Consider the following 20,716-nt stretch of genomic DNA (forward strand, 5'->3'; position numbering starts at 1 on the left):
AGGCACAACGTGGGGGAGTCATGACAGATCGCATCATCACACCGTTCGGCGCAGAATCGACTGCCTCTGACGTGATCGCAGGAATCGACCTGACGGGCAAGCGAGTCATCGTCACCGGCGGTTCGTCAGGGCTCGGCAGAGAAACTTCCCGAGCTCTCGCCTCTGCGGGGGCACTCGTGACTCTGGCGGTGAGGAATGTCGAAGCGGCACGGGCGGTGGCCGACTCGGTAAGCGCCAGCACCGGCACCCAGGTCGAGGTGCGCGAGCTCGACTTGTCTGACCAGCATTCTGTCAGCCGTTTCGTGGCGGGCTGGGTGGGGCCGCTCGACATTCTGGTCAACAATGCCGGTGTGATGGCCTTGCCCGAACTCCGGCAGAGCGCTGACAGATGGGAGATGCAGTTCGCCACGAACCACCTCGGCCACTTCGCCCTCGCGTCGGGCCTTCACCGTGGCCTCGCTGCGGCCGGCAACGCCCGAGTCGTGTCGGTGAGTTCCGTTGGGCACATCGACGGCAAGATCGACTTCGACGACCTCATGTTCGAACGCCGCCCATACAACGAGTGGGCCGCGTACGGGCAATCGAAGACCGCAAACATCCTTTTCGCAGTCGAAGCCAGCAAACGGTGGGCCGCAGACGGAATCACCGCGAATGCCCTCAACCCCGGCCGCATCCCGACCACAGGTCTGATGCGGCACCTGCCGAGCACACCCCCCTCTGTTGCCCCCGGCATTGCCAGCAGCACCGGTGTCTCGATGAAGACCATCGAGCAGGGCGCTGCGACGACGGTCTTTCTCGCGTCGTCGCCCCTCCTCGACGGCATCGGCGGTCGCTACTTCGAAGACTGCAACGAAGCAGTCGCGCTCGTACCAGGAGTGCGACGCGGCTTCGCTGACTACGCCCTCGATCCGGCAGAAGCGGCGCGACTCTGGGCCGCCTCTGACGCCCTCATCGCCGACCGCCTCGTGCGAAGCGTTGCCCCTTCTGCCGACTCGCGATGAGGCCGAGCTCTCTGATTTTTCTCTCACCTGAAATCGCCCCTGGCGCGGGCGCTGACGCAGTACATTTCAAGATGGCCGTGCAGGAGAAGCCACCATGGCCGCCACCAAGGAGAATGACGCCGTATGCCCACAACCACCGCCCCGCCACAGCCCACCGCGCGTCGCCGCCGGAGCCTTCGGCCGTCGAAGATCGTCGAAGACAGCAACCCGCAGACGACGCACCCGGCCGTGCTTCACCAGGCGGAGATCAGGGCCGCGAGCATCCAGCTCCGTATCGCCGACGCCATTACGGCGTTTGCCGGCTCGATGAACTTCGTCTATCTGCACGTCGTGCTGTTCGCAGCGTGGATGCTGTTCTTCGAGGCAAGCCCGTGGCCGACACTGACCCTGATCGTGTCGCTCGAGGCGATCTTCCTGTCGACCTTCGTGATGATCGGCCAGAACCGCCAGGCGGCGTTCCAGCAGGCGAAAGCCGACCGGGACTACTCGACCACAGAGCAGATGCTGGTCGAGAACACTGATGTGACCAAGCTCATTCACGCGCTGACGAAAGAGATTCGCGCGGCCGTCATCGCCGAATTCGAAGCAGGTACGCAGACCCCGGGCAACGACGTCGACCATCGCATGGGGCGCTCACCCGGCCAGCCTACTGATGGCCCGAAGCGGGGCGCGTGAAATCGCGAGCGTACCGAGCGACCGTGGGCCAGGCCCGGGCGTCGATGAGCACAAAGAACTCGGTAATTCTGTCGACTTCGCATAGCCGGCTGATCTCCTCGGGAGGCGCGCTGCCGAAGAACTGAACTTCGTGCAGTACGAACGGCCGTTGTTGCCCCGGGTACTCGAGAATGGCGGTGAACCACCGTTCGCCTTCCGGATGCTCTGTCTCGACTTCGTCGTTGTCTGGGGCGTGCCCCGCAGAGGCCGACAGCCACTCTCCTGAGCGATTGCGCCCGCTGGGCGTTCGGCGCTCCGTTGTCGACGAACGGTCGCCCAGTACCCGCGACCAGAAAGCCGCCACGCGTGGGCCGTACCACGATGCACCAGTTTCAGGCACGGTCTCCCCGTCGAAATCCGCCGGGTCAAGAACAGACAGGGTCTTGGTGCGCGCGCGACTAACGGGTAGTAGAAGGGTAGAACAGGCAACGCTGCTGGGTCTACCCCCATGACGGCATGCAGGCGGTGGCGTCAGACGTGCAGTTCGAGCGCCACGACCTGATGGGCCACGTCAGCCAATTTCAGGTGGTGACCGCGAGCGTAGCCGCGCAGGCGGTTGAAGGCTTCATCAGTCGAAATCGTGTGCGTGTGTGACAGAACACCCTTTGCCTGCTCGATGATCACCCTCGAGCTCAGAGCGTATTCGAGTTGCGCGCTCACGAGGCCGACTTCTCGTACGTTTCGTTCCTGCAGAATGCCGATCGTCGCCACGTTCGCGAGGGCCGTGGCTGCGCGCACGTCTCTTTCGGCAAGTTCGCCGGTCTCAACCCGCATGAGGTTCAGCGCGCCGATGACTTCGTCGCGAAGCCGGAGCGGAATGCCGAGCAGTGAGGAGAAGCCCTGATCGAGTGCGCTGTCGCGAAACTCGCTCCACTCGTCTGGACTGGCACCGATATCGGGAACCGACACGGTCTGGCCGGTCGCGAAGCATTCGATGCACGGCCCAGCGACGGCAGAGAGCTGCATCAGTTCGACCAGTCGGCTCGCCTCGCTTGTCGATGCGATCAGTTCTAAGCTGCCGTCTTTGTCAGCGAGCAGAATACCCGCGGCGGCGATGTCGAAGATCTCGGTGCAGCTGTCGACGAGGGTCTGCAGCAGTTCGACGACATCGTATTCGTCGACCAACGTGTCAGAAACCGTCGTGAAAGTTTCGAAGAGAAGATTCTCTCTCGTCGTGTTCGTCAATCTGAGTCCTTCGTCTCAATGAGGTCGTTCGTAATCTTCAGCCGCCCGTCGACGATGCTGGTCGAGATGTCGATCACGCTGCGACCAGCGGAGAAAGCGTGCCCTTTGATGAGGAGAAGTGCGTCATCGGGTGCAATGCGAAGCTGCGCAAGAACGACACCCGTTGCCTGATGAACAACCCGTCGGGAATACTTTGTGTCGGGTGGGTCGACCCACTCGTCTTCACTCAGCCGCAATGCGCGCCTGAGCACCATTCGACTGACGATTTTTGCCAGCAACTGCGTCTGCGAGACCTGCTCGTCACTCAGCATCTTGGGGCGAACCGTGTACAGATCGATGGCTCCCAGCCGAAGCGGCCCGATCATGAGAGGAAACGCGAACAGCGCACCGACGCTGCTGACGCCGAGAGCGGCCTCGAACCCAGGCCATGAGCGCTCGTGATGGATCCAGTCAGGCTCGAGCACAGGGTTCGCGGTGCTGAGCGCATCCCAGCAGGGACCCTCGCCCAGGTCGAACTGAATCTCGTCGAGTCGGGCAGCCAGCGCATCACTCGCCGAGATCGTCTCAGAGCCGAGCACGGCGCCGATGGTCGAGACAGCCGCACCATCTATGTCGAGAAACCGCAGAAACGGGCCGGAAAGTGCCGACTCATGCGCTTCCGTCAGAGTCAGCGCATTCGCTGTCACTACGAAACTTTGGGCCATCAGAGCTGAACTACCTCCGCTGGAGCTGAGTCGATACTTCTGGCGAAACGGGCATCCTCAACCGTACCTCTGAACGGGCTGCAGATGCAGACTGCGATTGCCCCCTCACGCCATCGAGGCGTTCGGCGCTGGAGTGCCCGCCCAGGAGGATAAGCTGCGCTGGTGTTCGTGTCGGCCTGGAGGATCGCAAGTGACGTTCGGTAAGTTCAACGCCCGCAAACCCGCGTTGGCGGCGGGGCCCGTCATCGCCGCAATGGGTGTGGTGTTCGGCGACATCGGCACCAGCCCGCTGTACGCCGCATCCACAACTTTCGGCGTCGGCAGTTCTGGCACTGCCGGGCCGACCACCGACTACATCTACGGTTCTACAGCGACCATCCTGTACGCCCTCGCACTGATCGTTACCGTCTTGTACGTGCGCTTCCTGATGCGCGCCGACAACCGGGGTGAGGGCGGGCTGCTCGCGCTGTTCGGTCTCTTGCGTCGTAGCAGTCTCAAGGCGCGCACTGTCGCGGTCTTCACCGTCGTCGCGATGGTCGGCGCGGCGATGTTCCTCGGTGACAGCGTCATCACACCGGCGATCTCCGTGTTGTCGGCCGTCGAGGGGCTCGAACTCGTTCAGCCGGAGCTCGCGTCTCTCGTGGTGCCGATTGCCGTTGTGATCCTTGTCGGCGTCTTCGCGATTCAACAGTTCGGTACCCGAACCATCGGGCGTCTCTTCGGCCCTATCATGCTGCTCTGGTTCGTGACCCTCGCCGTCACCGGTGGTGCGTCGATCCTGCAGCACCCGGCCGTGCTTCAGGCTCTTTCTCCGCACTGGGTGATCATGTTCTTCGCCGAACAGCCGGGAACGGCGTTTCTCGCGCTCGGCGCGATCGTTCTGGCTGTCACGGGAGCCGAAGCGCTGTACGCAGACCTCGGGCACTTCGGCCGAAAGTCCATCACTCAGGCATGGGTCTTCGTCGTATTCCCTGCACTCGTACTGAACTACTTGGGCCAGGCCAGCCTGGCGATCAGGGATCCGCACCGCGCGGCAGCGTCTTTCTTCGGCCTCGTGCCCGGCTGGGGCCAGATTCCCATGGTGATCCTCGCCACGATCGCCACGATCATCGCCTCGCAGGCTGTCATCTCGGGAACGTATTCGGTGATCCACCAGGCCTGGCGGCTCGGGTTCTTCCCGCCGCTGAGGGTCATCCACACCTCGGCCAAGAGTGAGGGCCAGATCTACGTTCCGGCGATCAACGCACTGCTCGCTGTCGCCGTTCTCTCGGTCACCATCGGTTTCCAAGGCTCGGCCGCCCTCGCATCTGCGTACGGAATCGCCGTCACCACCACCATCTCGATCACAACTGTCGTCTACATCGCCTGGAGCTGGGCGCACTCGCGGCGCATCACCGTGAGAATCGTCGTTGCGAGCGGCATCCTTGTCGTCACTGTGTCGTTTCTGGTGGCCAACCTGCCGAAGGCGGCTTCTGGCGGGTGGCTTCCGCTGGCCATCGGCGCAATTGTGTTCACGATCATGACGGTGTGGTGGGCCGGCCAACAGCGCATCCGCGCTGCCCGTCGCCTCGGTGAGATGCCGATCGACGAGCTTCAGAGTTTCATCGCCAGCCACAAGGCAGACCTGTACCGGGTCTCGGGTGACGCGGTCTTCATCACGCGCAACCCCACCATCGTGCCCGTGGCACTTCGAACAATGGTCACTCGAAACCACGCTCTGCAGAAACGCGCCATTCTGCTCAGCTGGTCGACGGTCGATGTGCCGACCACGCTCGGTATGAACAAGCGCATCACGGTCGAGACGTTCCCCTCCGGAATCGTGAGGGTGGTGGCCAAGGTGGGCTTCCGCGAGCATCCACGCATGACGACGCTGCTCACAGAGGCGCGCGCGGTCGACAAGAACGCGTTGGATGACTTTGCCGCTTCCCGGGCGACGTTCTTCATCTCGACGCCGGTGCCCCGGTTCAACAACACCAGCAAAATGTTTCGGTGGGCCCAGGTTCTGTTCCTGGCGCTCGACCGCCTCGCGCCCGACCCGCTCGACCTCATCGAGCTGCCCCGCGACCGAACCATCGTGCTGGCCCGCGAGACGCCCTTGTAGCAGCGGGTCGGCCTGCGAGCAAGGGATGCCGCGGCGGCAGCAACGCGAGCAAGCTTCTGTCATGACGTGTCAGGAGAAGAGACCATGAGTGCACCGGCTGAAACAGACGTGCGTCGTCGGGCCGGCTGGTTGCCTGCCAACCAAGACGATCTCGAATCGTGGCTCGCCGGGCACGCAGAGCGGGTGGATGCCCTGGGCGACGACATCGTGCTGCACCCGGTCATCGTCGAATTTCAGCGGTTGATCGACACCGATGCCGTCGTGCGCCTGTACATGAATGAGATGATCGCTCAGGTGCCGACGGCCAGGGCATACAAGAAGCGGCACCTGACGAGCGTCGATCAGCTGCTGAAGCTCATGAACGAGGTACTCACCCTGGCACCTGAGTTCGGTCGCGACACGATGGTTATGACGCCCCTCACCGCTATTCTCGACTGGACGATGGGAACCCCGGCAGGTTTCGCGGCCTACCGCGATACGCGCATCAATGCGATGCTGAAAAAGATCCTCGATGTGTGGTGCGAGTTTCTGAGCGGCCCCGACTCGCGCTACGTTCTCAATGACTCTGACGCCGGCTGGAAGAGCGCTGAAGCCCAACTGGCCGTCGGAATGGAGCAGTACGAGTACGACCCCGCCGACCCCTACGGGGGGTTCACCTCGTGGAACGACTTCTTCACCCGCCGGTTCAAGGCCGGTGAGCGACCCGTGGCCTCGCCCGATGACCCGTCGGTCATCGTCAGCGCCTGCGAATCAACCCCCTACGCGATCAGCACGAACGTGCAGCGCCGCGACCGGTTCTGGATCAAGAGCCAGCCCTACTCGCTTGAAGAGATGCTGGCGGGCGACAGCTCAGTCGACGCGTTCGTGGGAGGCACGGTGTACCAGGGCTTCCTGAGCGCGACGAACTACCATCGGTGGCACAGCCCCGTGGCCGGCACCGTCGTGCGTGCGTTCGTCGAGCCCGGTACGTACTACTCCGAAGCCGACTCAGAAGGGCCGGAGGCAGTTGAGCCGGGAAATTCGCAGGGCTACCTCGCCCACGTCGCTACTCGCGCCATCATTGTGATCGAAGCTGACAACCCGGTCATCGGCACCGTCGCCTTCATCGCCGTGGGCATGCTCGAGGTGTCTTCGTGCAGGATCGGCGCCGACATTCAGGCCGGTCACCGCCTCGCCAAGGGTGACGAGCTGGGGTACTTCCAGTTCGGCGGGTCGACCGAGTGCCTCATTTTTCGCCACGGAGCCATCAGCGAGTTCGCGCTGGCGGCGGTGCCGCAGGAGAGGAGCAGCGCGAAAACGCTGGTGCTCGCGCGATCGAAGCTCGCCTCCGCCCGAGTCGGGCCGTGATCCACAGGCGCCAGGCCACCCACCCCCAGAAAAGGCTGCTAGCGTCTGTTCTCCAATGCAATCGTTCAGTATGAGAGACGGCGAAGACTTCGTCTACGGCCCTGACGGTTCTAGGCACTGGGGCGTGTTCGGCGCTGCAGGCATCCTTGTCGCCGATGCCACCCTCGGTGTGCTCTTGCAGAAGCGCTCAGACGCGACAGAGCACGGCGGTATCTGGAGCACTCCGGGCGGCGCCCTGAAGCACCTCGAGACGGCCGTCGACGGGGCGATGCGGGAGGCCGAAGAGGAGTGCGGGTTGTCACCCGACGACGTGACGATCGGGCGGGTGCACTTGTTCGATCTCGGTTACTGGCACTATTCCACTGTCGTGGCGCGACTGAAGCGGGCGTTCGTGCCGCGGCTCAACTGGGAATCGATCGAGTTTCAGTGGGTCGCCCTCGATGATGTCGACAAGCTCGACCTTCACCCCGCTCTCCGCCGCTCGTGGCACGAGCTCAAAGAGATGATCCACGAGGCCGAGGCGAACGCGGAGGTCGAGCGGCCGCGAGCCTGAACGCCCGCGACCGGGCGTGCCAACCTCAGTCCGTCTTGGCCACTAGTACGGTGGCAATCGTTTCGAAAGACGAGACCGTTTTGGAAATCAGGCGGCCTTCGAAGTCCAGTACCGAGAAGCACGTTCCGAAGTCGGCTTTCACGCTCCAGAGCTTCGTGAGTGCCGACACATATGGTCGAGGCGCTGCGGCCTGACTTCGCCGAACCTCAGCGGGCGCGCGAATACTTCGACAGAAGCATGCTGCCCGAGAGCAGCAGGTGGTCGAGGGTGAGAGCCCGCAGATCGAGGGGCGGCCCGGCCGGCGCCCGCGTGATGCGCGGGCCTGCACCGCCCTCAAGCGTCGGGCTCACCGTGAGGCAGAGCTCGTCGAGCACGTCGGCGGCGATGAGGTCGCCGAGCAGGCTCGGGCCGCCCTCGCAGTGAATCTGAGTGAGTCCGCGACGCCTGAGTTCGGCCACCAGTCGTAACGGCTCGACTCTCTGCTCACCGCACGAGACCACGTCGGCGACGGCTTCGAGCGCCTGCCGTCGCGCCGGGTCAGCGCTCGACGAAGTGAGCACCAGCGGCCGTACGGGGGCTTTCGTGAAGACGTCACTCGCCGGGTCGAGGCTGAGGCTCGCGCTCACGACGGCGAAGACAGGATGCGCCGGGCGGTGCCGGGCAACCCGCCACGCGGCGGCAGCGTCACCCAGCAGCATGGCTCCGTAGCCCTCACCGCGCACTGTTCCCGCACCGACCACCACCACGTCGGCGAGCTGGCGCAGCAGGTCGAATACGCGCTTGTCGGCCGGGGCGCCCAGCCGGCCTGAGAGCCCGGCCGCCGTGGCCGATCCGTCGACGCTGGCGATGAAGTTGGCGCGCACGAGCGTCAGCGAGGGGTCGGCCGTCGAATACAGCGTCAGCAGCTCGGCGTCGGTCAGGGCATCCGGAACCCCGACCGAACGTACGGGCAGAAGCTGGGTGATGTCGCTCGGCAGTTCAGACATTGTGCACCGCAGAAACCGGCTGCCGCCAGCCCAGAATCGCTTCGACCATGCGCATGGCGTCGACCGATGCCCGCACCTGGTGCATGCGCACGATGCGGGCTCCGAGCATGACGCTCACCGTCGCCGCGGCCAGCGACCCCTCGAGCCGATCGGGCTTGTCGCGCCCGAGGCTCTCGCCCACGAAGTCTTTGTTCGACACCGCGGCCAGCGTCGGGAATCCGAGCGCCGCCACCTCGCCCAGCCGCCGGGTCAGCTCGAGTGTCTGCCGGGTGTTCTTGTTCAGGTCGTGGCCGGGGTCGACCACGATACGGTCTTCGCGCACCCCGCGCGAGAGGGCGAAGTCGACCCGGCGCTGCAGAAACTCGGCCACCTCGCCCGCCACATCGGCATACTGCGGCCGCGGGTGCGACTGCCGGGGTGTGGCAAGGCTGTGGGTGATCACGAGTGTCGCCTCGCTGTCGGCCACCACGTCGGCCAGGCGGGGCTCCCGGATGCCCGTGGTGTCGTTGATCACCGACGCCCCCGCCCGAATCGCCGCCGCCGCCACCTCCGCACGAAAAGTGTCGACCGAGATCACGACATCGCTTGCCGCCGAGAGCCCCTCGATGACCGGAATCACCCGGTCGCGCTCGGCTTCCATCGCCAGCTCGGGCCCCGGCGCGAAGGGAACGCCGCCCACGTCGACCCAGTCGGCGCCCTCGTTCGCGGCCGAGATGCCGGCCTCGATCGCCTTATCGAGGGCGAAGGTGGCCCCGCGGTCGTAGAACGAGTCAGGGGTGCGGTTCACGATGGCCATGACGGCGATCTGGCGCGAGAAGTCGAAGGTGCGCTGCCCGACGGTTCGTACGGGGTGGGCGAGCGGGGGTAGATAAAGGCCGGTCGGGCGGGCTGCAGTGTGAGCGGCAGCAGCGCGGGCATCCGGAGCACCGGAGACTGTGGTCATGCGTCTATCTTCGCGGCTCAGGCCGTGAGCGCGCTGCACGGAAACCGGCACGGTACACCGGCGCTAAAGTTGTAGGCACACAGAATTCAACGGCAGGGAGCCAACGGCACGTGAGCGACATCATTCAGATCGAGAAGAACAACACCGGGTTCGAACTGTTCTCCGACCGAACGATTGTCGCCATGAAGGTGAACGGCGAGCTGCGCGACCTCGCGGCGACCGCTATGGCCGGCGACTATGTCGAGCCCGTCACCATCGACTCGCCTGACGGCCTGAACATTCTGCGTCACTCGGCGACCCACGTCATGGCGCAGGCCGTGCAGTCGATCAACCCCGAGGCGAAGCTCGGCATCGGCCCGCCCGTCACCGACGGTTTCTACTACGACTTCGACGTGACCACTGCCTTCACCCCCGACGACCTCAAGGTTCTCGAGAAGGCCATGGAGCGCATCATCCGCTCGGGCCAGCGCTTCGTTCGCCGTGTCGTGACCGACGACGAAGCCCGCATCGAACTGGCAGACGAGCCGTACAAGCTCGAACTGATCGGCATCAAGGGCGGCTCGGCTGCCGAAGACGAGTCGGTCGAGGTGGGCGGCACCGAGCTGACCATCTACGACAACGTCGACCCGAAGACCGGCGAAACTGTCTGGAAAGACCTTTGCCGAGGCCCACACCTTCCGAACACGCGCATGATCGGCAACGGCTTCGCGCTCACCCGCCTCGCCGCCGCATACTGGCGCGGGTCGGAGAAGAACCCGCAGCTGCAGCGCATCTACGGCACCGCGTGGCCCACCAAAGACGAGCTGCGTGCCTACCAGGCCCGCCAGGAGGAGGCCGCGAAGCGCGACCACCGTCGGCTGGGCGCAGAGCTCGACCTCTTCTCGTTTCCCGAAGAGATCGGGTCGGGGCTCGCGGTGTTCCACCCCAAGGGCGGAATCATTCGCCAGGAGCTCGAGAACTACTCCCGTCAGCGTCACACCGCGGCCGGCTACGACTTCGTGAACACCCCGCACATCACCAAAGCGAACCTGTTCATGACCAGCGGCCACCTGCAGTGGTACGCCGACGGCATGTTTCCGCCCATGCACCTCGACGAGGAGCGCGACGCCGAGGGCAACATCACCAGGCAGGGGCAAGATTATTACCTCAAGCCGATGAACTGCCCGTACCACAACCTCATCTTCCGGGCTCGGGGCCGCAGCTACCGCGAGCTGCCGATGCGCCTGTTCGAGTTCGGCTCGGTGTACCGCTACGAGAAGAGCGGTACGCTGCAGGGCCTCACCCGCGTGCGCGGCATGACGCAAGACGACGCACACATCTACACCACGCAGGAGCAGGTGAAGCCTGAGCTGACCTCCACCCTGAAGTTCGTGCTCGACCTGCTGAAAGACTACGGACTCGACGACTTCTACCTCGAGCTGTCAACCCGCGACGCCACGAACCCCAAGTTTCTCGGGCCAGACGACCTGTGGGAGTCGGCAACCGAAACGCTGCGCCAGGTCGCCGAAGAATCGGGGCTGAAGCTCGTCGCCGACCCCGGGGGAGCGGCCTTCTACGGCCCGAAGATCTCGGTGCAGGCGCGCGACGCTCTCGGCCGCACGTGGCAGATGTCGACGATTCAGCTCGACTTCAACCAGCCCGAGCGTTTCGAGCTGGAGTACACGGGCCCCGACGGCGAGAAGCACCGGCCGGTGATGATCCACCGGGCACTGTTCGGGTCGATCGAACGATTCTTCGCCGTGCTGACCGAGCACTACGCGGGCGCGTTCCCGGTGTGGCTGTCGCCGGTACAGGTGGTCGGCATCCCGATCGCCGAGCAGTACGTCGACTATCTGCAGCCCATCATCGACCGGCTGAAGGCCCGGGGTGTTCGTGCGCAGCTCGACTACTCTGACGACCGTATGCAGAAGAAGATTCGCACACACACCAAAGAGAAGGTGCCGTTTCTGCTGATCGCCGGCGACGAAGACCGCACCGCGGGTACCGTGAGCTTCCGCTTCCGCGACGGCACGCAGGAGAACGGTGTCGCCATCGACGACGCGGTCGACCGCATCATCGCGTCGATCGAGACAAAGGCGCAGGTCACCACGGTGGGCCAGATCTGATGGCCGAGCAGTTCGGGGCAGGCGAGGGGTTCGGCGGTGAGGGGTTCGGCGGTGGCATCGGCGATGCAGGTTTCGGCGATGCTGGTTTCGGCGCTGACGAGCTCGAGGGTGTCGACATCTCGGGTTCGCGCGGGCTCGCCGGCGTGCCCGACGAGTTTCAGCGCCTCTGGACTCCGCACCGCATGGTGTACATCCAGCACGGCCAGCAGCCGGGTGAAGACCTGTGCCCGTTCTGCGTTGCGCCCTCGATGGACGATGAGAGTTCGCTGATCGTTGCGCGAGGTCGGCACGCGTACGTGCTGCTCAACCTGTTTCCGTACAACAGCGGTCACCTGCTCGTATGCCCGTATCGGCATGTACCGCTCTACGACCAGGCGACACCCGAAGAGACGGCCGAGATTGCTTCGCTCACGCAGACCGCTATGCGGGTTCTGCGGGAAGTTTCGAATTGTGACGGCTTCAACCTGGGCATGAACCAGGGCCGCATCGCTGGTGCCGGCATCGCCGACCATCTGCACCAGCACATCGTGCCGCGCTGGGCCACCGATTCGAACTTCTTCCCCATCATCGCCAAGACAAAGGCCCTGCCGCAGCTTCTGGGAGACGTTCGCGCCTCTGTCGCGGCGGCGTGGCCTGCAGCGCAGCAAAGCTAGAATAGGAACATTATGACTGACTCCTCCACCTCGTCTTCCGTCGGCAGCAATCGCGTCAAGCGCGGTCTCGCAGAAATGCTGAAGGGCGGTGTTATCATGGATGTGGTGAACGCCGATCAAGCCCGCATCGCCGAAGACGCCGGCGCGGTCGCCGTGATGGCGCTCGAGCGCGTTCCCGCCGACATCCGGTCACAGGGTGGGGTGGCACGCATGAGCGACCCCGACCTCATTGAGGGCATCCAGAAAGCCGTGTCGATTCCGGTCATGGCGAAGGCCCGCATCGGTCACTTCGTCGAGGCCCAGATTCTGCAGGCGCTCGACGTCGACTACATCGACGAGTCAGAGGTGCTGAGCCCTGCCGACTACGTCAACCACATCGACAAGTGGAACTACACGGTTCCGTTCGTCTGTGGTGCCACCAACCTCGGTGAGGCGCTTCGCCGCATCAACGAGGGCGCAGCCATGATCCGCTCGAAGGGCGAGGCCGGCACCGGCGATGTGTCTGAGGCCACCAAGCACATCCGCAAGATCCTCGGCGAGATCCGGGCGCTCAGCGCGATGGCGCCCGACGAGCTCTACGTCGCGGCAAAAGAGCTGCAGGCGCCGTATGACGTGGTCGCAGAGATCGCCCAGACCGGCAAGCTCCCCGTTGTGCTGTTCACCGCCGGTGGCGTGGCCACCCCGGCCGATGCGGCCATGATGATGCAGCTCGGCGCCGACGGCGTGTTCGTCGGTTCGGGTGTCTTCAAGTCGGGCGACCCGGCAGCACGTGCGGCGGCCATCGTGAAGGCCACCACGTTCTACGATGACCCGAAGGTCATTGCCGAGGCGTCGCGCGGGCTCGGTGAGGCCATGGTCGGTATCAACGTCTCCGACCTGCCGGCTCCCCACCGCCTCTCCGAGCGTGGCTGGTAACGCTTCACGCGGTGTTGGCCCGGTCGGTGTGCTGGCGCTCCAGGGCGACTTTCGGGAGCACGCCCGGGTTCTGAGCTCGTTCGGAGCCGACGTCATCACGGTGCGTCGGCCCTCCGAACTAGCCTTGGTCTCGGGGCTGGTCATCCCCGGCGGCGAATCGAGTGTCATCGACAAGCTCTCGCGTATGTTCGGGCTGGCCGAACCGCTGAAAGCCGCCATCGCTGCTGGCCTCCCGGTGTACGGCACCTGTGCCGGCCTCATCATGCTGGCCGACACTGTTCGTGATGCGATCGCCGGACAGCAGAGTTTCGGCGGCCTCGACATCGTCGTCAGACGCAACGCCTTCGGCAATCAGCGCGAATCGTTCGAGGTCGACCTCGATGTGCCCGAACTCGGCGACCCGGCCGTGCACGCCGTGTTCATCAGGGCTCCCGTTGTCGAAGAAGTGGGGGAGAGGGCATCCATTCTCGCCGCCCTCGACGACGGCCGGGTCATCGCGGTCGAACAGGGCAACCTGCTCGGCACGTCGTTTCACCCCGAGATGACCGACGACTACCGTTTTCACCGCCGTTTCTACAACCGCGTTCTCGCCACCGCATTTCACAGTTGACCGTTTTCACTGCGGGCCGTGTTCCCAGTGTTTTAGACTGGGTGAGAATTTTTTAGGAGAACACCAATGTCAGGTCATTCCAAATGGGCCACCACCAAACACCAGAAGGCTGTCACTGACTCACGTCGTGCGAAGTCGTTTGCGAAGCTCATCAAGAACATCGAGGTCGCGGCAAAGCTCGGCGGCCCCGACCTCACGGGCAACCCCACCCTGGTCGACGCCATTCAGAAGGCGAAGAAGACCTCTGTTCCCAAAGACTTGATCGACCGTGCCGTCAAGCGCGGTGCGGGTGTGGGCGCCGACGCCGTCGACTACCAGACCATCATCTACGAGGGCTACGCGGCCAACGGCGTCGCCATGCTCATCGAGTGCCTCACCGACAACAAGAACCGCGCGGCGGCCGACGTGCGTGCCATCGTCTCTCGCAACGGCGGCACCATGGGCGACCCGGGCAGCGTCGCGTACAACTTTCACCGCAAGGGTGTCATCAAAGTCGAGCACACCCCAACGCTCGCTGAAGACGACGTGCTGATGGCCGTTCTCGACTCGGGCGCCGAAGAGGTCACCGACCACGGCGACTCGTTCGAGATCGTCACCGAGGTCTCAGACCTCGTTGCGAACCGCACGGCGCTGCAGGCCGCCGGAATCGACTACGACTCCGCCGACATCGAGTTCGTGCCCGCCCTCAAGGTAGAGATCGACGCCGAGACGGCCCGCAAGGTATTCCGCCTCATCGATGCCCTCGAAGACAACGACGACGTGCAGAACATCTACAGCAACTTCGACCTGACTCCCGAGGTTCAGGCCGAGCTCGAGGCCGACTAACACCATGGCGACGGGGGCGGGGATCGCGGTGGCAGGGTTCGCACTGGCACGTCCCGCACCGACGAGCTACGCGCCGACGCGGTTCGCAGCGGCACGCTTCAAGCTGGCGGGGTTCGTGCTGGCGAGCTTCGCAGCGGCGCGGTGCACCGTGAGCACGTGAGCACGTGAGCACGTGAGCACGTGAGCACGTGAGGATTCTCGGCATCGACCCCGGGCTGACCCGGTGCGGCGTGGGCATTGTCGATGTGTCGCACGACCGCCGGGCCACGCTCGTGCATGTCACGGTCATCCGCACCCCCGCCGGTGAGCAGCACGAGAACCGTCTGCTCACCATTGGCAACGCCCTCGACCAGCTGCTCGATGAGTTCAAGCCGGCCCGCGTGGCTCTCGAGCGCGTGTTCGCCGACACCAACGTCAGCACCGTCATGGGCACAGCCCAGGTGAGCGGCATCGCCATGCTCGCTGCGGCCCGGCGTTCACTGCCGGTCGCTATGCATACCCCCACCGAGGTCAAGGCGGCCGTGACCGGCTACGGCCAGGCCGACAAGAAGCAGGTCGGCACCATGGTGGCCAAGATTCTGGGCCTCGACGCCATCCCGAAGCCGGCCGACGCCGCTGACGCCCTCGCGCTGGCCATCTGCCACGCCTGGCGAACCCCGCTCGGCGCCCTCGCCGGCCGCGGCACCGCCGATCTGCACGGGGGAGCCGCCTCGCGCGATCGCCCCACCGCAGCCCTCACCAACGCCCAGGCGGCGTGGCTCGCCGCCGAACAGGCCGCCAAGGCCGCCAGCCCCGAGCGGCGCGGCCTCCGCCGCTGACCTCCCTCCTCGCCTCCTCGCCTCCTCGCCACCCTCGCCACCCTCCTTCCGCCCCTCCGCGCCGCTCGCGTTGGTTGAGGTACGGGTTTTGCTCGGCTGGGGGCGTCGAAAGTGTAGAAAGGCCGTACCTCAACGTGAGCATTGGAGAGCTGAGGAAGGCGGCGCGCCGAGGGAGGGGCGTTCGAACAGGTGTACGAGTAATACAGTGGTGGGATGATAGCGAGTCTGCGCGGAACAGTGCTGGGAGTGGTCGGCACAGGGGCCGTGATCGAGGTCGGCGGCGTGGGGTATGCCGTGCAACTGACGCCTCCGCACGCCCTCTCGCTGCGCGTCGGCGTGGAGGCGTTCGTGCTGACGAATCTCATCGTGCGCGAAGACGCGCTGTCGCTGTTCGGGTTCGTCGATACCGAATCGCTCGAGATCTTTGCGCTGCTGGTCGGCGTCACCGGCGTCGGTCCGAAGTCGGCGATGGGCGTGCTCGCCGAGCTCAGTGCAGCCGAGATTGCCCGCGCCGTGAACACTGACGACGACGCCGTGTTCCGGCGGGTGTCTGGCATCGGCCCGAAGACCGCGAAGCTCATCGTGCTGTCGCTCGCGGGCAAGGTCGCTGCGTTCGGCGCCGGGCACGCAGGCCGGCCCTCGTTCGCCGCGGCGCCGTCGGTGCGCGATGACGTACTGGTGGCACTGGTGGGTCTCGGCTGGAACGAACGCAGTGCATCCGACGCCCTCGACGCCGTTCTCGGGGCGGCCAGCGACACCGATCAGCAGAGTGTGCAGGTGCTGCTGCGACGCTCGCTCACCGAACTCGGCCCGCGTCAGAGCTCGGCGGGCCCCCGATGAGCGACGAACTGCTGCAGCCCGAGATGATGGGCACTGAGGCCGAGATCGCCTTCGAGGGCGCCCTTCGCCCGAAGAGCCTCGCCGAGTTCGTGGGGCAACAGCGGGTTCGTGGGCAGCTTCAATTGCTGCTGGATGCCGCGACCATCCAGAACCGTACTCCCGACCACATTCTGCTCGCCGGGCCTCCAGGGCTTGGCAAGACCACGCTCGCGATGATCGTCGCGCACGAAAGCGGTCGCCCCCTGCGCATGTCGAGCGGACCAGCCATTCAGCATGCCGGCGACCTTGCCGCAGTGCTGTCGTCGCTCGTGCCGGGTGAGGTGCTGTTCGTCGACGAGATCCACCGCATGGCGCGATCGGCCGAAGAGCTGCTGTACCTTGCGATGGAAGACTTCCGCATCGACATCATGGTGGGCAAGGGGGCGGGTGCGACGTCGATTCCGCTCGACCTCGCGCCGTTCACCCTGGTGGGGGCAACCACTCGCTCCGGCCTCCTGCCGAACCCACTTCGTGACCGATTCGGGTTCACCGCGCACCTCGAGTTCTACGACCCAGAAGAGCTGGTGCACGTGCTCCGCCGGGCCGCAGTGATGCTCGAGCTGAGTATTGAGGAGTCGGCGCTGATCGAGATCGCGGGGCGTTCACGGGGAACACCGCGTATCGCCAACCGGCTGCTGCGTCGTGTGCGCGACTACGCCCTCGTGCACGGGGGAGCAGCGAGTCGAGATGTGGTGCGGGCGGCGCTCGAACTGTACGACGTCGACGAGCGGGGGCTAGACCGGCTCGACCGTGCGGTCATGCAGATTCTGCTCACTCGCTTCAACGGAGGGCCGGTGGGGCTCAACACACTCGCCGTGTCGGTGGGTGAAGAGTCGGAGACGATCGAGTCGGTCGTCGAACCTTTTCTGGTGCGCATCGGTCTCATCATTCGCACCCCCCGAGGGCGGGTGGCGACCCGAGCCGGCTGGCAGCACCTCGGCATGAGCCCGCAGAACGAGACGCTCTTCGGAGATGAACTATAATTCAAGCTGGCGCTCAGCCCCGATCAGTACACTAGGGCCGTCATCTCCCCCCAAAACTTTGGAAGGCTCTCACCCGCAATGGATCCGTTAACCCTCGTCATGCTGGCCGTTCTGGCCGTCCTCATCATCTTCATGGTGCGCAACAGCCGCAAGCGCAAGCGCGAGACAGAAGAGCTGTCGCAGAAGATCACCGAAGGCGCCTACGTCATGACCAACTTCGGCGTGTACGGCACCATTCTGACGATCGACGTCGAGAACAACCAGATTCTGCTCGAGACCACCCCCGGCACCGTGCTCAAGGTGCACCGCCAGACGGTGACCCGTGTTGTTCCCACCGAAGAGGCTGTCTCCATCGACGAGCCCGCGATGATCGACGACGGCACCGAGCCCGAGTTCGGTGAGCGCATCCACGAGGCACGCGTGAGCGACACGAAGGCAGAATCGGGTACGGTACTCAACGGTGTTCCGCTCGATGAGAACGGCAAACCCCGCACCGACCACAAGTCGGCCGAGTAGTTCCACGTACCCTTCGCGGCGCCGCGGCACACCTCTGCCCTTCGGGGGCAGTACTGTGTCACGGGGTCGTTAAAGAAAGCTGAGTTCGCAGGTGGCAAAATCAACCGCCGTCAAGAGAGCCAGACGCACGCTCGTCTGGCTCCTTGTCATCTTCATCGCCCTCGCCGGCGTCAATGCTGCAGGGGCACTGTGGGGCGGTGGTTCGTGGGCTCCGAAGCTCGCTCTCGACCTCGAGGGTGGCACCGAGATCATCCTCGCGCCGAAGCTCGCCAGCGGCGAGACAGTGTCAGACCAGCAGGTGTCACAGGCGGTGTCGATCATCCGGCAGCGTGTCGACGCGAGTGGAGTGTCTGAGGCGCAGATCTCCACACAGGGTGGCCAGAACATCGTCGTGTCGATCCCGGGAACGCCCGACGACGCCACGTTGCAGCGCATCGAAGCGTCTGCGAAGCTCGATTTTCGCGCGGTGCTCGTCTCCGACACTGCAACGGTGCCGACCACGACGCCCACTGCCGGCCTCGACAGCACCCCTACGGCATCGCCGACGAATGCCAGCGACCTCGCGTGGGTGACCCCGGCGCTCGAAGACCAGTTCCTGAACATCGACTGCAGCTCAACCGCGGCCACCGATGCGGGCCAGGCTCCAGCGGCCCAGCCTCTGGTCGCCTGTGGTGCCGACGGCGCAAAGTACATCCTCGGCCCGGTCGAGGTGGCGGGTGACACCATCAGCAATGCCACGAGCGGCGTCGCGACAACGAGCTCCGGCTCGTCGACCGGCCAGTTCGTCGTGAACATCTTCTTCAATGACAAAGGCACCAGCGCCTTCGCCGCCGTGACCACCCGCCTATCGGGTCTCACCGGCGCTCAGAACCAGTTCGCCATCGTGCTCGACGGCAAGGTCATCTCTGCTCCGCGCACGCTCGCCGTCATCACCAACGGCGAACCTCAGATCTCGGGCAACTTCGACGCCAACAGCTCGAAGACCCTGGCCGACCAGCTGAAGTTCGGTGCCCTGCCCATCAGCTTCACGGTGCAGAGCCAGAACACCATCTCGGCCACACTCGGTTCGACCCAGCTGCTCAGCGGCCTCATCGCCGGGCTCATCGGGCTCATCCTCGTGGTTCTCTATTCGATCGCCCAGTACCGCGTGCTGGGTGCTGTGACCATCGCCTCACTGGTGGTGGCAGGAACGCTGACCTTCCTGGTCGTCGATATTCTCTCGTGGCGAGCCGGATACAGGTTGTCGCTCGCCGGGGTGGCCGGTCTCATCGTGGCCATCGGTATCACAGCCGACTCATTCATCGTGTACTTCGAACGAATACGTGACGAGCTGCGTGACGGCCGAGGGCTCGAGTCATCGGTTCAGGCCGGGTGGAAGCGGGCCATCCGCACCATCTTCGCCTCGGACCTCATCAACCTGATGGCCGCAGTTGTGCTCTACATCGTCGCGGTGGGCAGCGTGAAGGGCTTCGCCCTCACTCTCGGCCTCACCACGATCATCGACCTCGTCGTCGTGATGATGTTCACGCATCCGATCATGACGTTGCTCGCCGAGCTTCCCTACTTCAGAGACGGTCACAAGACGAGCGGGCTCGACCCGAGACAGCTCGGTGCTGTCTACCGTGGCCGTGCACAGTTCAAGACGCCTGCATCGAACACACCCCGCGGCAAGCAGGAGTCTGCAAGCCGCGAGGCAGCCCGTCGCCAGACCATCGCCGAGCGCAAGGCGGCCGGTTCGTCAACACTCGTGATCGATGCTCCGGCAGCAGACACGAACAGCACAGACACCAACAGCGCCGATGCGAAGAACAAGGGAAAGAAGTCCTGATGGCCAAGTTCAGCGATTTGGGCAACGACCTCTACACCGGCAAGCGTTCGTTCAACATCATCGGGCGGCGCAAGCTCTGGTACGCCATCGCGGGTGCGCTCATTCTGATCTCGATCGTCGGGCCGTTCCTTCGGGGCGGGTTCGTCTTCGGTATCGAGTTTCGCGGTGGCTCGCAGTTCTCCATCTCGCAGGTCTCCGACACCAACCAGCAGGTCGGAATCGATGCGGTCAAGTCAGTCGACCCCGGTGTCGTACCTCTCGTCACGACACTGGGCGCGAGCGGAATTCGAATCCAGACCGATCAGCTCAACGACGCCGAACAGGGCAAGGTTCGCGACGCCGTGGCCGCGGCCTACAAGGTGCAGCCGTCTGACGTCACGATCAACTTCATCGGGCCGACCTGGGGCGCCGATATCACCGGTCAGGCCATCCGCGGTCTGTTGATCTTCATCGCTCTCGCGGCCATCTTCATGGCCATCTACTTCCGTACCTGGAAGATAGCGCTGTCGGCGATGATTGCTCTGCTGCACGACCTCGTCATCACAGCGGGCATCTACGGCATCACCGGTTTTGAGATCACCCCTGCAGCGGTCATCGGCTTTCTCACGATTCTCGGCTATTCGCTCTACGACACGGTGGTGGTGTTCGACAAGATCCGCGAGAACACCACGGAGATGGGCGAAAAACCAACCCGTACCTTCAGCGAGACAGTGAACCTGGCGGTGAACCAGACCCTCGTTCGTTCGATCAACACGTCGGTGGTGGCCATGCTGCCCGTCGCCTCGATTCTCGTGATCGGCGCGTTTGTGCTCGGGGCGGGAACCCTCCGCGACATCTCACTGGCTCTGCTCATCGGCATCTTTGTAGGCACGTACTCGACGATTTTCATCGCCTCGCCCATCTACGCTCAGCTGCGTGACCGCGAACCGAAGATCAGAAAGATCAACCAGAGGGTCATCGCGCAACGCACACAACGGGCCGAGCAGGTTGAGAGCGAGAGCATTTCGGCGTGAGGTTCACGGGGCGTCTCCGGGCGAGCGATAATTAGAC

General features: G+C 64.5%; 22 protein-coding genes. 17 read left to right on the forward strand and 5 right to left on the reverse strand.

The window, feature by feature from the left end; genetic code table 11:
- Positions 1-20: 20 nt before the first annotated feature.
- Positions 21-1,001 carry an SDR family NAD(P)-dependent oxidoreductase gene (locus D4765_RS07660; protein ID WP_136641701.1) on the forward strand — a complete coding sequence of 327 codons (981 nt, stop codon included), beginning with the start codon at positions 21-23 and terminating at the stop codon, positions 999-1,001.
- A 123-nt stretch (positions 1,002-1,124) separates the two neighbouring features.
- Positions 1,125-1,676, forward strand: a complete 552-nt coding sequence (locus D4765_RS07665; protein WP_136641702.1) for a DUF1003 domain-containing protein — start codon at positions 1,125-1,127, stop codon at positions 1,674-1,676.
- Here D4765_RS07665 and D4765_RS07670 read toward each other — a convergent pair.
- The 3 genes from D4765_RS07670 to D4765_RS07680 all read right to left on the reverse strand — a co-directional run bounded on the left by D4765_RS07670 (position 1,648) and on the right by D4765_RS07680 (position 3,586).
- Positions 1,648-2,055 carry a hypothetical protein gene (locus tag D4765_RS07670; RefSeq protein ID WP_136641703.1) on the reverse strand — a complete coding sequence of 136 codons (408 nt, stop codon included), beginning with the start codon at positions 2,053-2,055 and terminating at the stop codon, positions 1,648-1,650. The two genes, D4765_RS07665 and D4765_RS07670, sit on opposite strands and share 29 nt — an antisense overlap.
- Positions 2,056-2,186: 131 nt before the next feature.
- Positions 2,187-2,900, reverse strand: a complete 714-nt coding sequence (locus tag D4765_RS07675) for a GAF and ANTAR domain-containing protein (protein ID WP_136641704.1) — start codon at positions 2,898-2,900, stop codon at positions 2,187-2,189.
- A complete protein-coding gene (locus D4765_RS07680) occupies positions 2,897-3,586 on the reverse strand; it encodes a GAF and ANTAR domain-containing protein (protein ID WP_237280310.1) in 690 nt (229 codons plus the stop codon). The genes D4765_RS07675 and D4765_RS07680 overlap by 4 nt, the downstream gene beginning before the upstream one ends.
- Before the next feature lie 208 nt (positions 3,587-3,794).
- Between D4765_RS07680 and D4765_RS07685 the strand changes: the two genes are divergently transcribed.
- The 3 genes from D4765_RS07685 (at position 3,795) to D4765_RS07695 (ending at position 7,605) form a co-directional block, all read left to right on the forward strand.
- Positions 3,795-5,705 (forward strand): KUP/HAK/KT family potassium transporter, encoded by a 1,911-nt coding sequence (locus D4765_RS07685; RefSeq protein ID WP_136641706.1) that lies wholly within the window; start codon positions 3,795-3,797, stop codon positions 5,703-5,705.
- Positions 5,706-5,789: 84 nt separating this feature from the next.
- Positions 5,790-7,052 (forward strand): phosphatidylserine decarboxylase family protein, encoded by a 1,263-nt coding sequence (locus tag D4765_RS07690; protein WP_136641707.1) that lies wholly within the window; start codon positions 5,790-5,792, stop codon positions 7,050-7,052.
- 55 nt (positions 7,053-7,107) lie between these two features.
- Positions 7,108-7,605 carry an NUDIX domain-containing protein gene (locus D4765_RS07695; protein WP_136641708.1) on the forward strand — a complete coding sequence of 166 codons (498 nt, stop codon included), beginning with the start codon at positions 7,108-7,110 and terminating at the stop codon, positions 7,603-7,605.
- A 206-nt stretch (positions 7,606-7,811) separates the two neighbouring features.
- Here D4765_RS07695 and D4765_RS07700 read toward each other — a convergent pair whose 3' ends face one another.
- On the reverse strand, positions 7,812-8,591 hold the full coding sequence (locus tag D4765_RS07700; protein ID WP_136641709.1) for a pyrimidine reductase family protein: 780 nt from the start codon (positions 8,589-8,591) through the stop codon (positions 7,812-7,814).
- Entirely contained in the window at positions 8,584-9,534 is a 951-nt protein-coding gene (folP, locus tag D4765_RS07705; RefSeq protein WP_136641710.1) for a dihydropteroate synthase, read from the reverse strand. The genes D4765_RS07700 and folP overlap by 8 nt, the downstream gene beginning before the upstream one ends.
- 182 nt (positions 9,535-9,716) lie before the next feature.
- Here folP and thrS point away from each other — a divergent pair, with 182 nt between their 5' ends.
- From thrS to secF, 12 genes are all read left to right on the forward strand, one after another.
- Positions 9,717-11,639, forward strand: a complete 1,923-nt coding sequence (thrS, locus tag D4765_RS07710) for a threonine--tRNA ligase (RefSeq protein ID WP_237280313.1) — start codon at positions 9,717-9,719, stop codon at positions 11,637-11,639.
- Positions 11,639-12,292 carry an HIT family protein gene (locus D4765_RS07715; protein ID WP_136641712.1) on the forward strand — a complete coding sequence of 218 codons (654 nt, stop codon included), beginning with the start codon at positions 11,639-11,641 and terminating at the stop codon, positions 12,290-12,292. Before thrS ends, D4765_RS07715 begins: the two co-directional genes overlap by 1 nt.
- Before the next feature lie 12 nt (positions 12,293-12,304).
- Positions 12,305-13,207 (forward strand): pyridoxal 5'-phosphate synthase lyase subunit PdxS, encoded by a 903-nt coding sequence (gene pdxS / locus D4765_RS07720; protein WP_136641713.1) that lies wholly within the window; start codon positions 12,305-12,307, stop codon positions 13,205-13,207.
- Positions 13,197-13,817: a pyridoxal 5'-phosphate synthase glutaminase subunit PdxT gene (pdxT, locus tag D4765_RS07725; RefSeq protein WP_136641714.1), complete on the forward strand. Its 621-nt coding sequence runs from the start codon at positions 13,197-13,199 to the stop codon at positions 13,815-13,817. Before pdxS ends, pdxT begins: the two co-directional genes overlap by 11 nt.
- A 66-nt stretch (positions 13,818-13,883) precedes the next feature.
- Positions 13,884-14,642: a YebC/PmpR family DNA-binding transcriptional regulator gene (locus tag D4765_RS07730; RefSeq protein ID WP_136641715.1), complete on the forward strand. Its 759-nt coding sequence runs from the start codon at positions 13,884-13,886 to the stop codon at positions 14,640-14,642.
- Between the two features lie 4 nt (positions 14,643-14,646).
- The gene (locus tag D4765_RS19165; protein ID WP_161580388.1) at positions 14,647-14,802 is read left to right on the forward strand and encodes a hypothetical protein; all 156 of its coding nucleotides are present in this window, start codon (positions 14,647-14,649) and stop codon (positions 14,800-14,802) included.
- Positions 14,803-14,830: 28 nt separating this feature from the next.
- Positions 14,831-15,460 (forward strand): crossover junction endodeoxyribonuclease RuvC, encoded by a 630-nt coding sequence (ruvC, locus tag D4765_RS07735; RefSeq protein WP_136641716.1) that lies wholly within the window; start codon positions 14,831-14,833, stop codon positions 15,458-15,460.
- Between the two features lie 213 nt (positions 15,461-15,673).
- Positions 15,674-16,300 (forward strand): Holliday junction branch migration protein RuvA, encoded by a 627-nt coding sequence (ruvA, locus tag D4765_RS07740; RefSeq protein ID WP_136641717.1) that lies wholly within the window; start codon positions 15,674-15,676, stop codon positions 16,298-16,300.
- Positions 16,297-17,322: a Holliday junction branch migration DNA helicase RuvB gene (ruvB, locus tag D4765_RS07745; RefSeq protein WP_136641718.1), complete on the forward strand. Its 1,026-nt coding sequence runs from the start codon at positions 16,297-16,299 to the stop codon at positions 17,320-17,322. Before ruvA ends, ruvB begins: the two co-directional genes overlap by 4 nt.
- A gap of 78 nt (positions 17,323-17,400) precedes the next feature.
- Positions 17,401-17,838, forward strand: a complete 438-nt coding sequence (gene yajC / locus D4765_RS07750; RefSeq protein ID WP_136641719.1) for a preprotein translocase subunit YajC — start codon at positions 17,401-17,403, stop codon at positions 17,836-17,838.
- A 91-nt stretch (positions 17,839-17,929) separates the two neighbouring features.
- Positions 17,930-19,666 (forward strand): protein translocase subunit SecD, encoded by a 1,737-nt coding sequence (gene secD / locus D4765_RS07755; RefSeq protein ID WP_136641720.1) that lies wholly within the window; start codon positions 17,930-17,932, stop codon positions 19,664-19,666.
- Complete coding sequence (gene secF / locus D4765_RS07760) at positions 19,666-20,679, forward strand: protein translocase subunit SecF (protein ID WP_136641721.1); 1,014 nt, start codon at positions 19,666-19,668, stop codon at positions 20,677-20,679. The genes secD and secF overlap by 1 nt, the downstream gene beginning before the upstream one ends.
- Positions 20,680-20,716: the final 37 nt, after the last annotated feature.

Source organism: Subtercola vilae, assembly GCF_004923255.1.
Classification (GTDB): domain Bacteria; phylum Actinomycetota; class Actinomycetes; order Actinomycetales; family Microbacteriaceae; genus Subtercola; species Subtercola vilae.

Coding starts and splice junctions, on each gene's coding strand:
- D4765_RS07715 (WP_136641712.1), top strand. CDS start 11,639: ATGGCCGAGCAGTTCGGGGCAGGCGAGGGGTTCGGCGGTGAGGGGTTC.
- yajC (WP_136641719.1), top strand. CDS start 17,401: ATGGATCCGTTAACCCTCGTCATGCTGGCCGTTCTGGCCGTCCTCATC.
- thrS (WP_237280313.1), top strand. CDS start 9,717: ATGAAGGTGAACGGCGAGCTGCGCGACCTCGCGGCGACCGCTATGGCC.
- secF (WP_136641721.1), top strand. CDS start 19,666: ATGGCCAAGTTCAGCGATTTGGGCAACGACCTCTACACCGGCAAGCGT.
- D4765_RS19165 (WP_161580388.1), top strand. CDS start 14,647: ATGGCGACGGGGGCGGGGATCGCGGTGGCAGGGTTCGCACTGGCACGT.
- ruvA (WP_136641717.1), top strand. CDS start 15,674: ATGATAGCGAGTCTGCGCGGAACAGTGCTGGGAGTGGTCGGCACAGGG.
- D4765_RS07690 (WP_136641707.1), top strand. CDS start 5,790: ATGAGTGCACCGGCTGAAACAGACGTGCGTCGTCGGGCCGGCTGGTTG.
- ruvB (WP_136641718.1), top strand. CDS start 16,297: ATGAGCGACGAACTGCTGCAGCCCGAGATGATGGGCACTGAGGCCGAG.
- folP (WP_136641710.1), bottom strand. CDS start 9,534: ATGACCACAGTCTCCGGTGCTCCGGATGCCCGCGCTGCTGCCGCTCAC.
- D4765_RS07700 (WP_136641709.1), bottom strand. CDS start 8,591: ATGTCTGAACTGCCGAGCGACATCACCCAGCTTCTGCCCGTACGTTCG.
- D4765_RS07660 (WP_136641701.1), top strand. CDS start 21: ATGACAGATCGCATCATCACACCGTTCGGCGCAGAATCGACTGCCTCT.
- D4765_RS07695 (WP_136641708.1), top strand. CDS start 7,108: ATGCAATCGTTCAGTATGAGAGACGGCGAAGACTTCGTCTACGGCCCT.
- pdxS (WP_136641713.1), top strand. CDS start 12,305: ATGACTGACTCCTCCACCTCGTCTTCCGTCGGCAGCAATCGCGTCAAG.
- D4765_RS07665 (WP_136641702.1), top strand. CDS start 1,125: ATGCCCACAACCACCGCCCCGCCACAGCCCACCGCGCGTCGCCGCCGG.
- D4765_RS07730 (WP_136641715.1), top strand. CDS start 13,884: ATGTCAGGTCATTCCAAATGGGCCACCACCAAACACCAGAAGGCTGTC.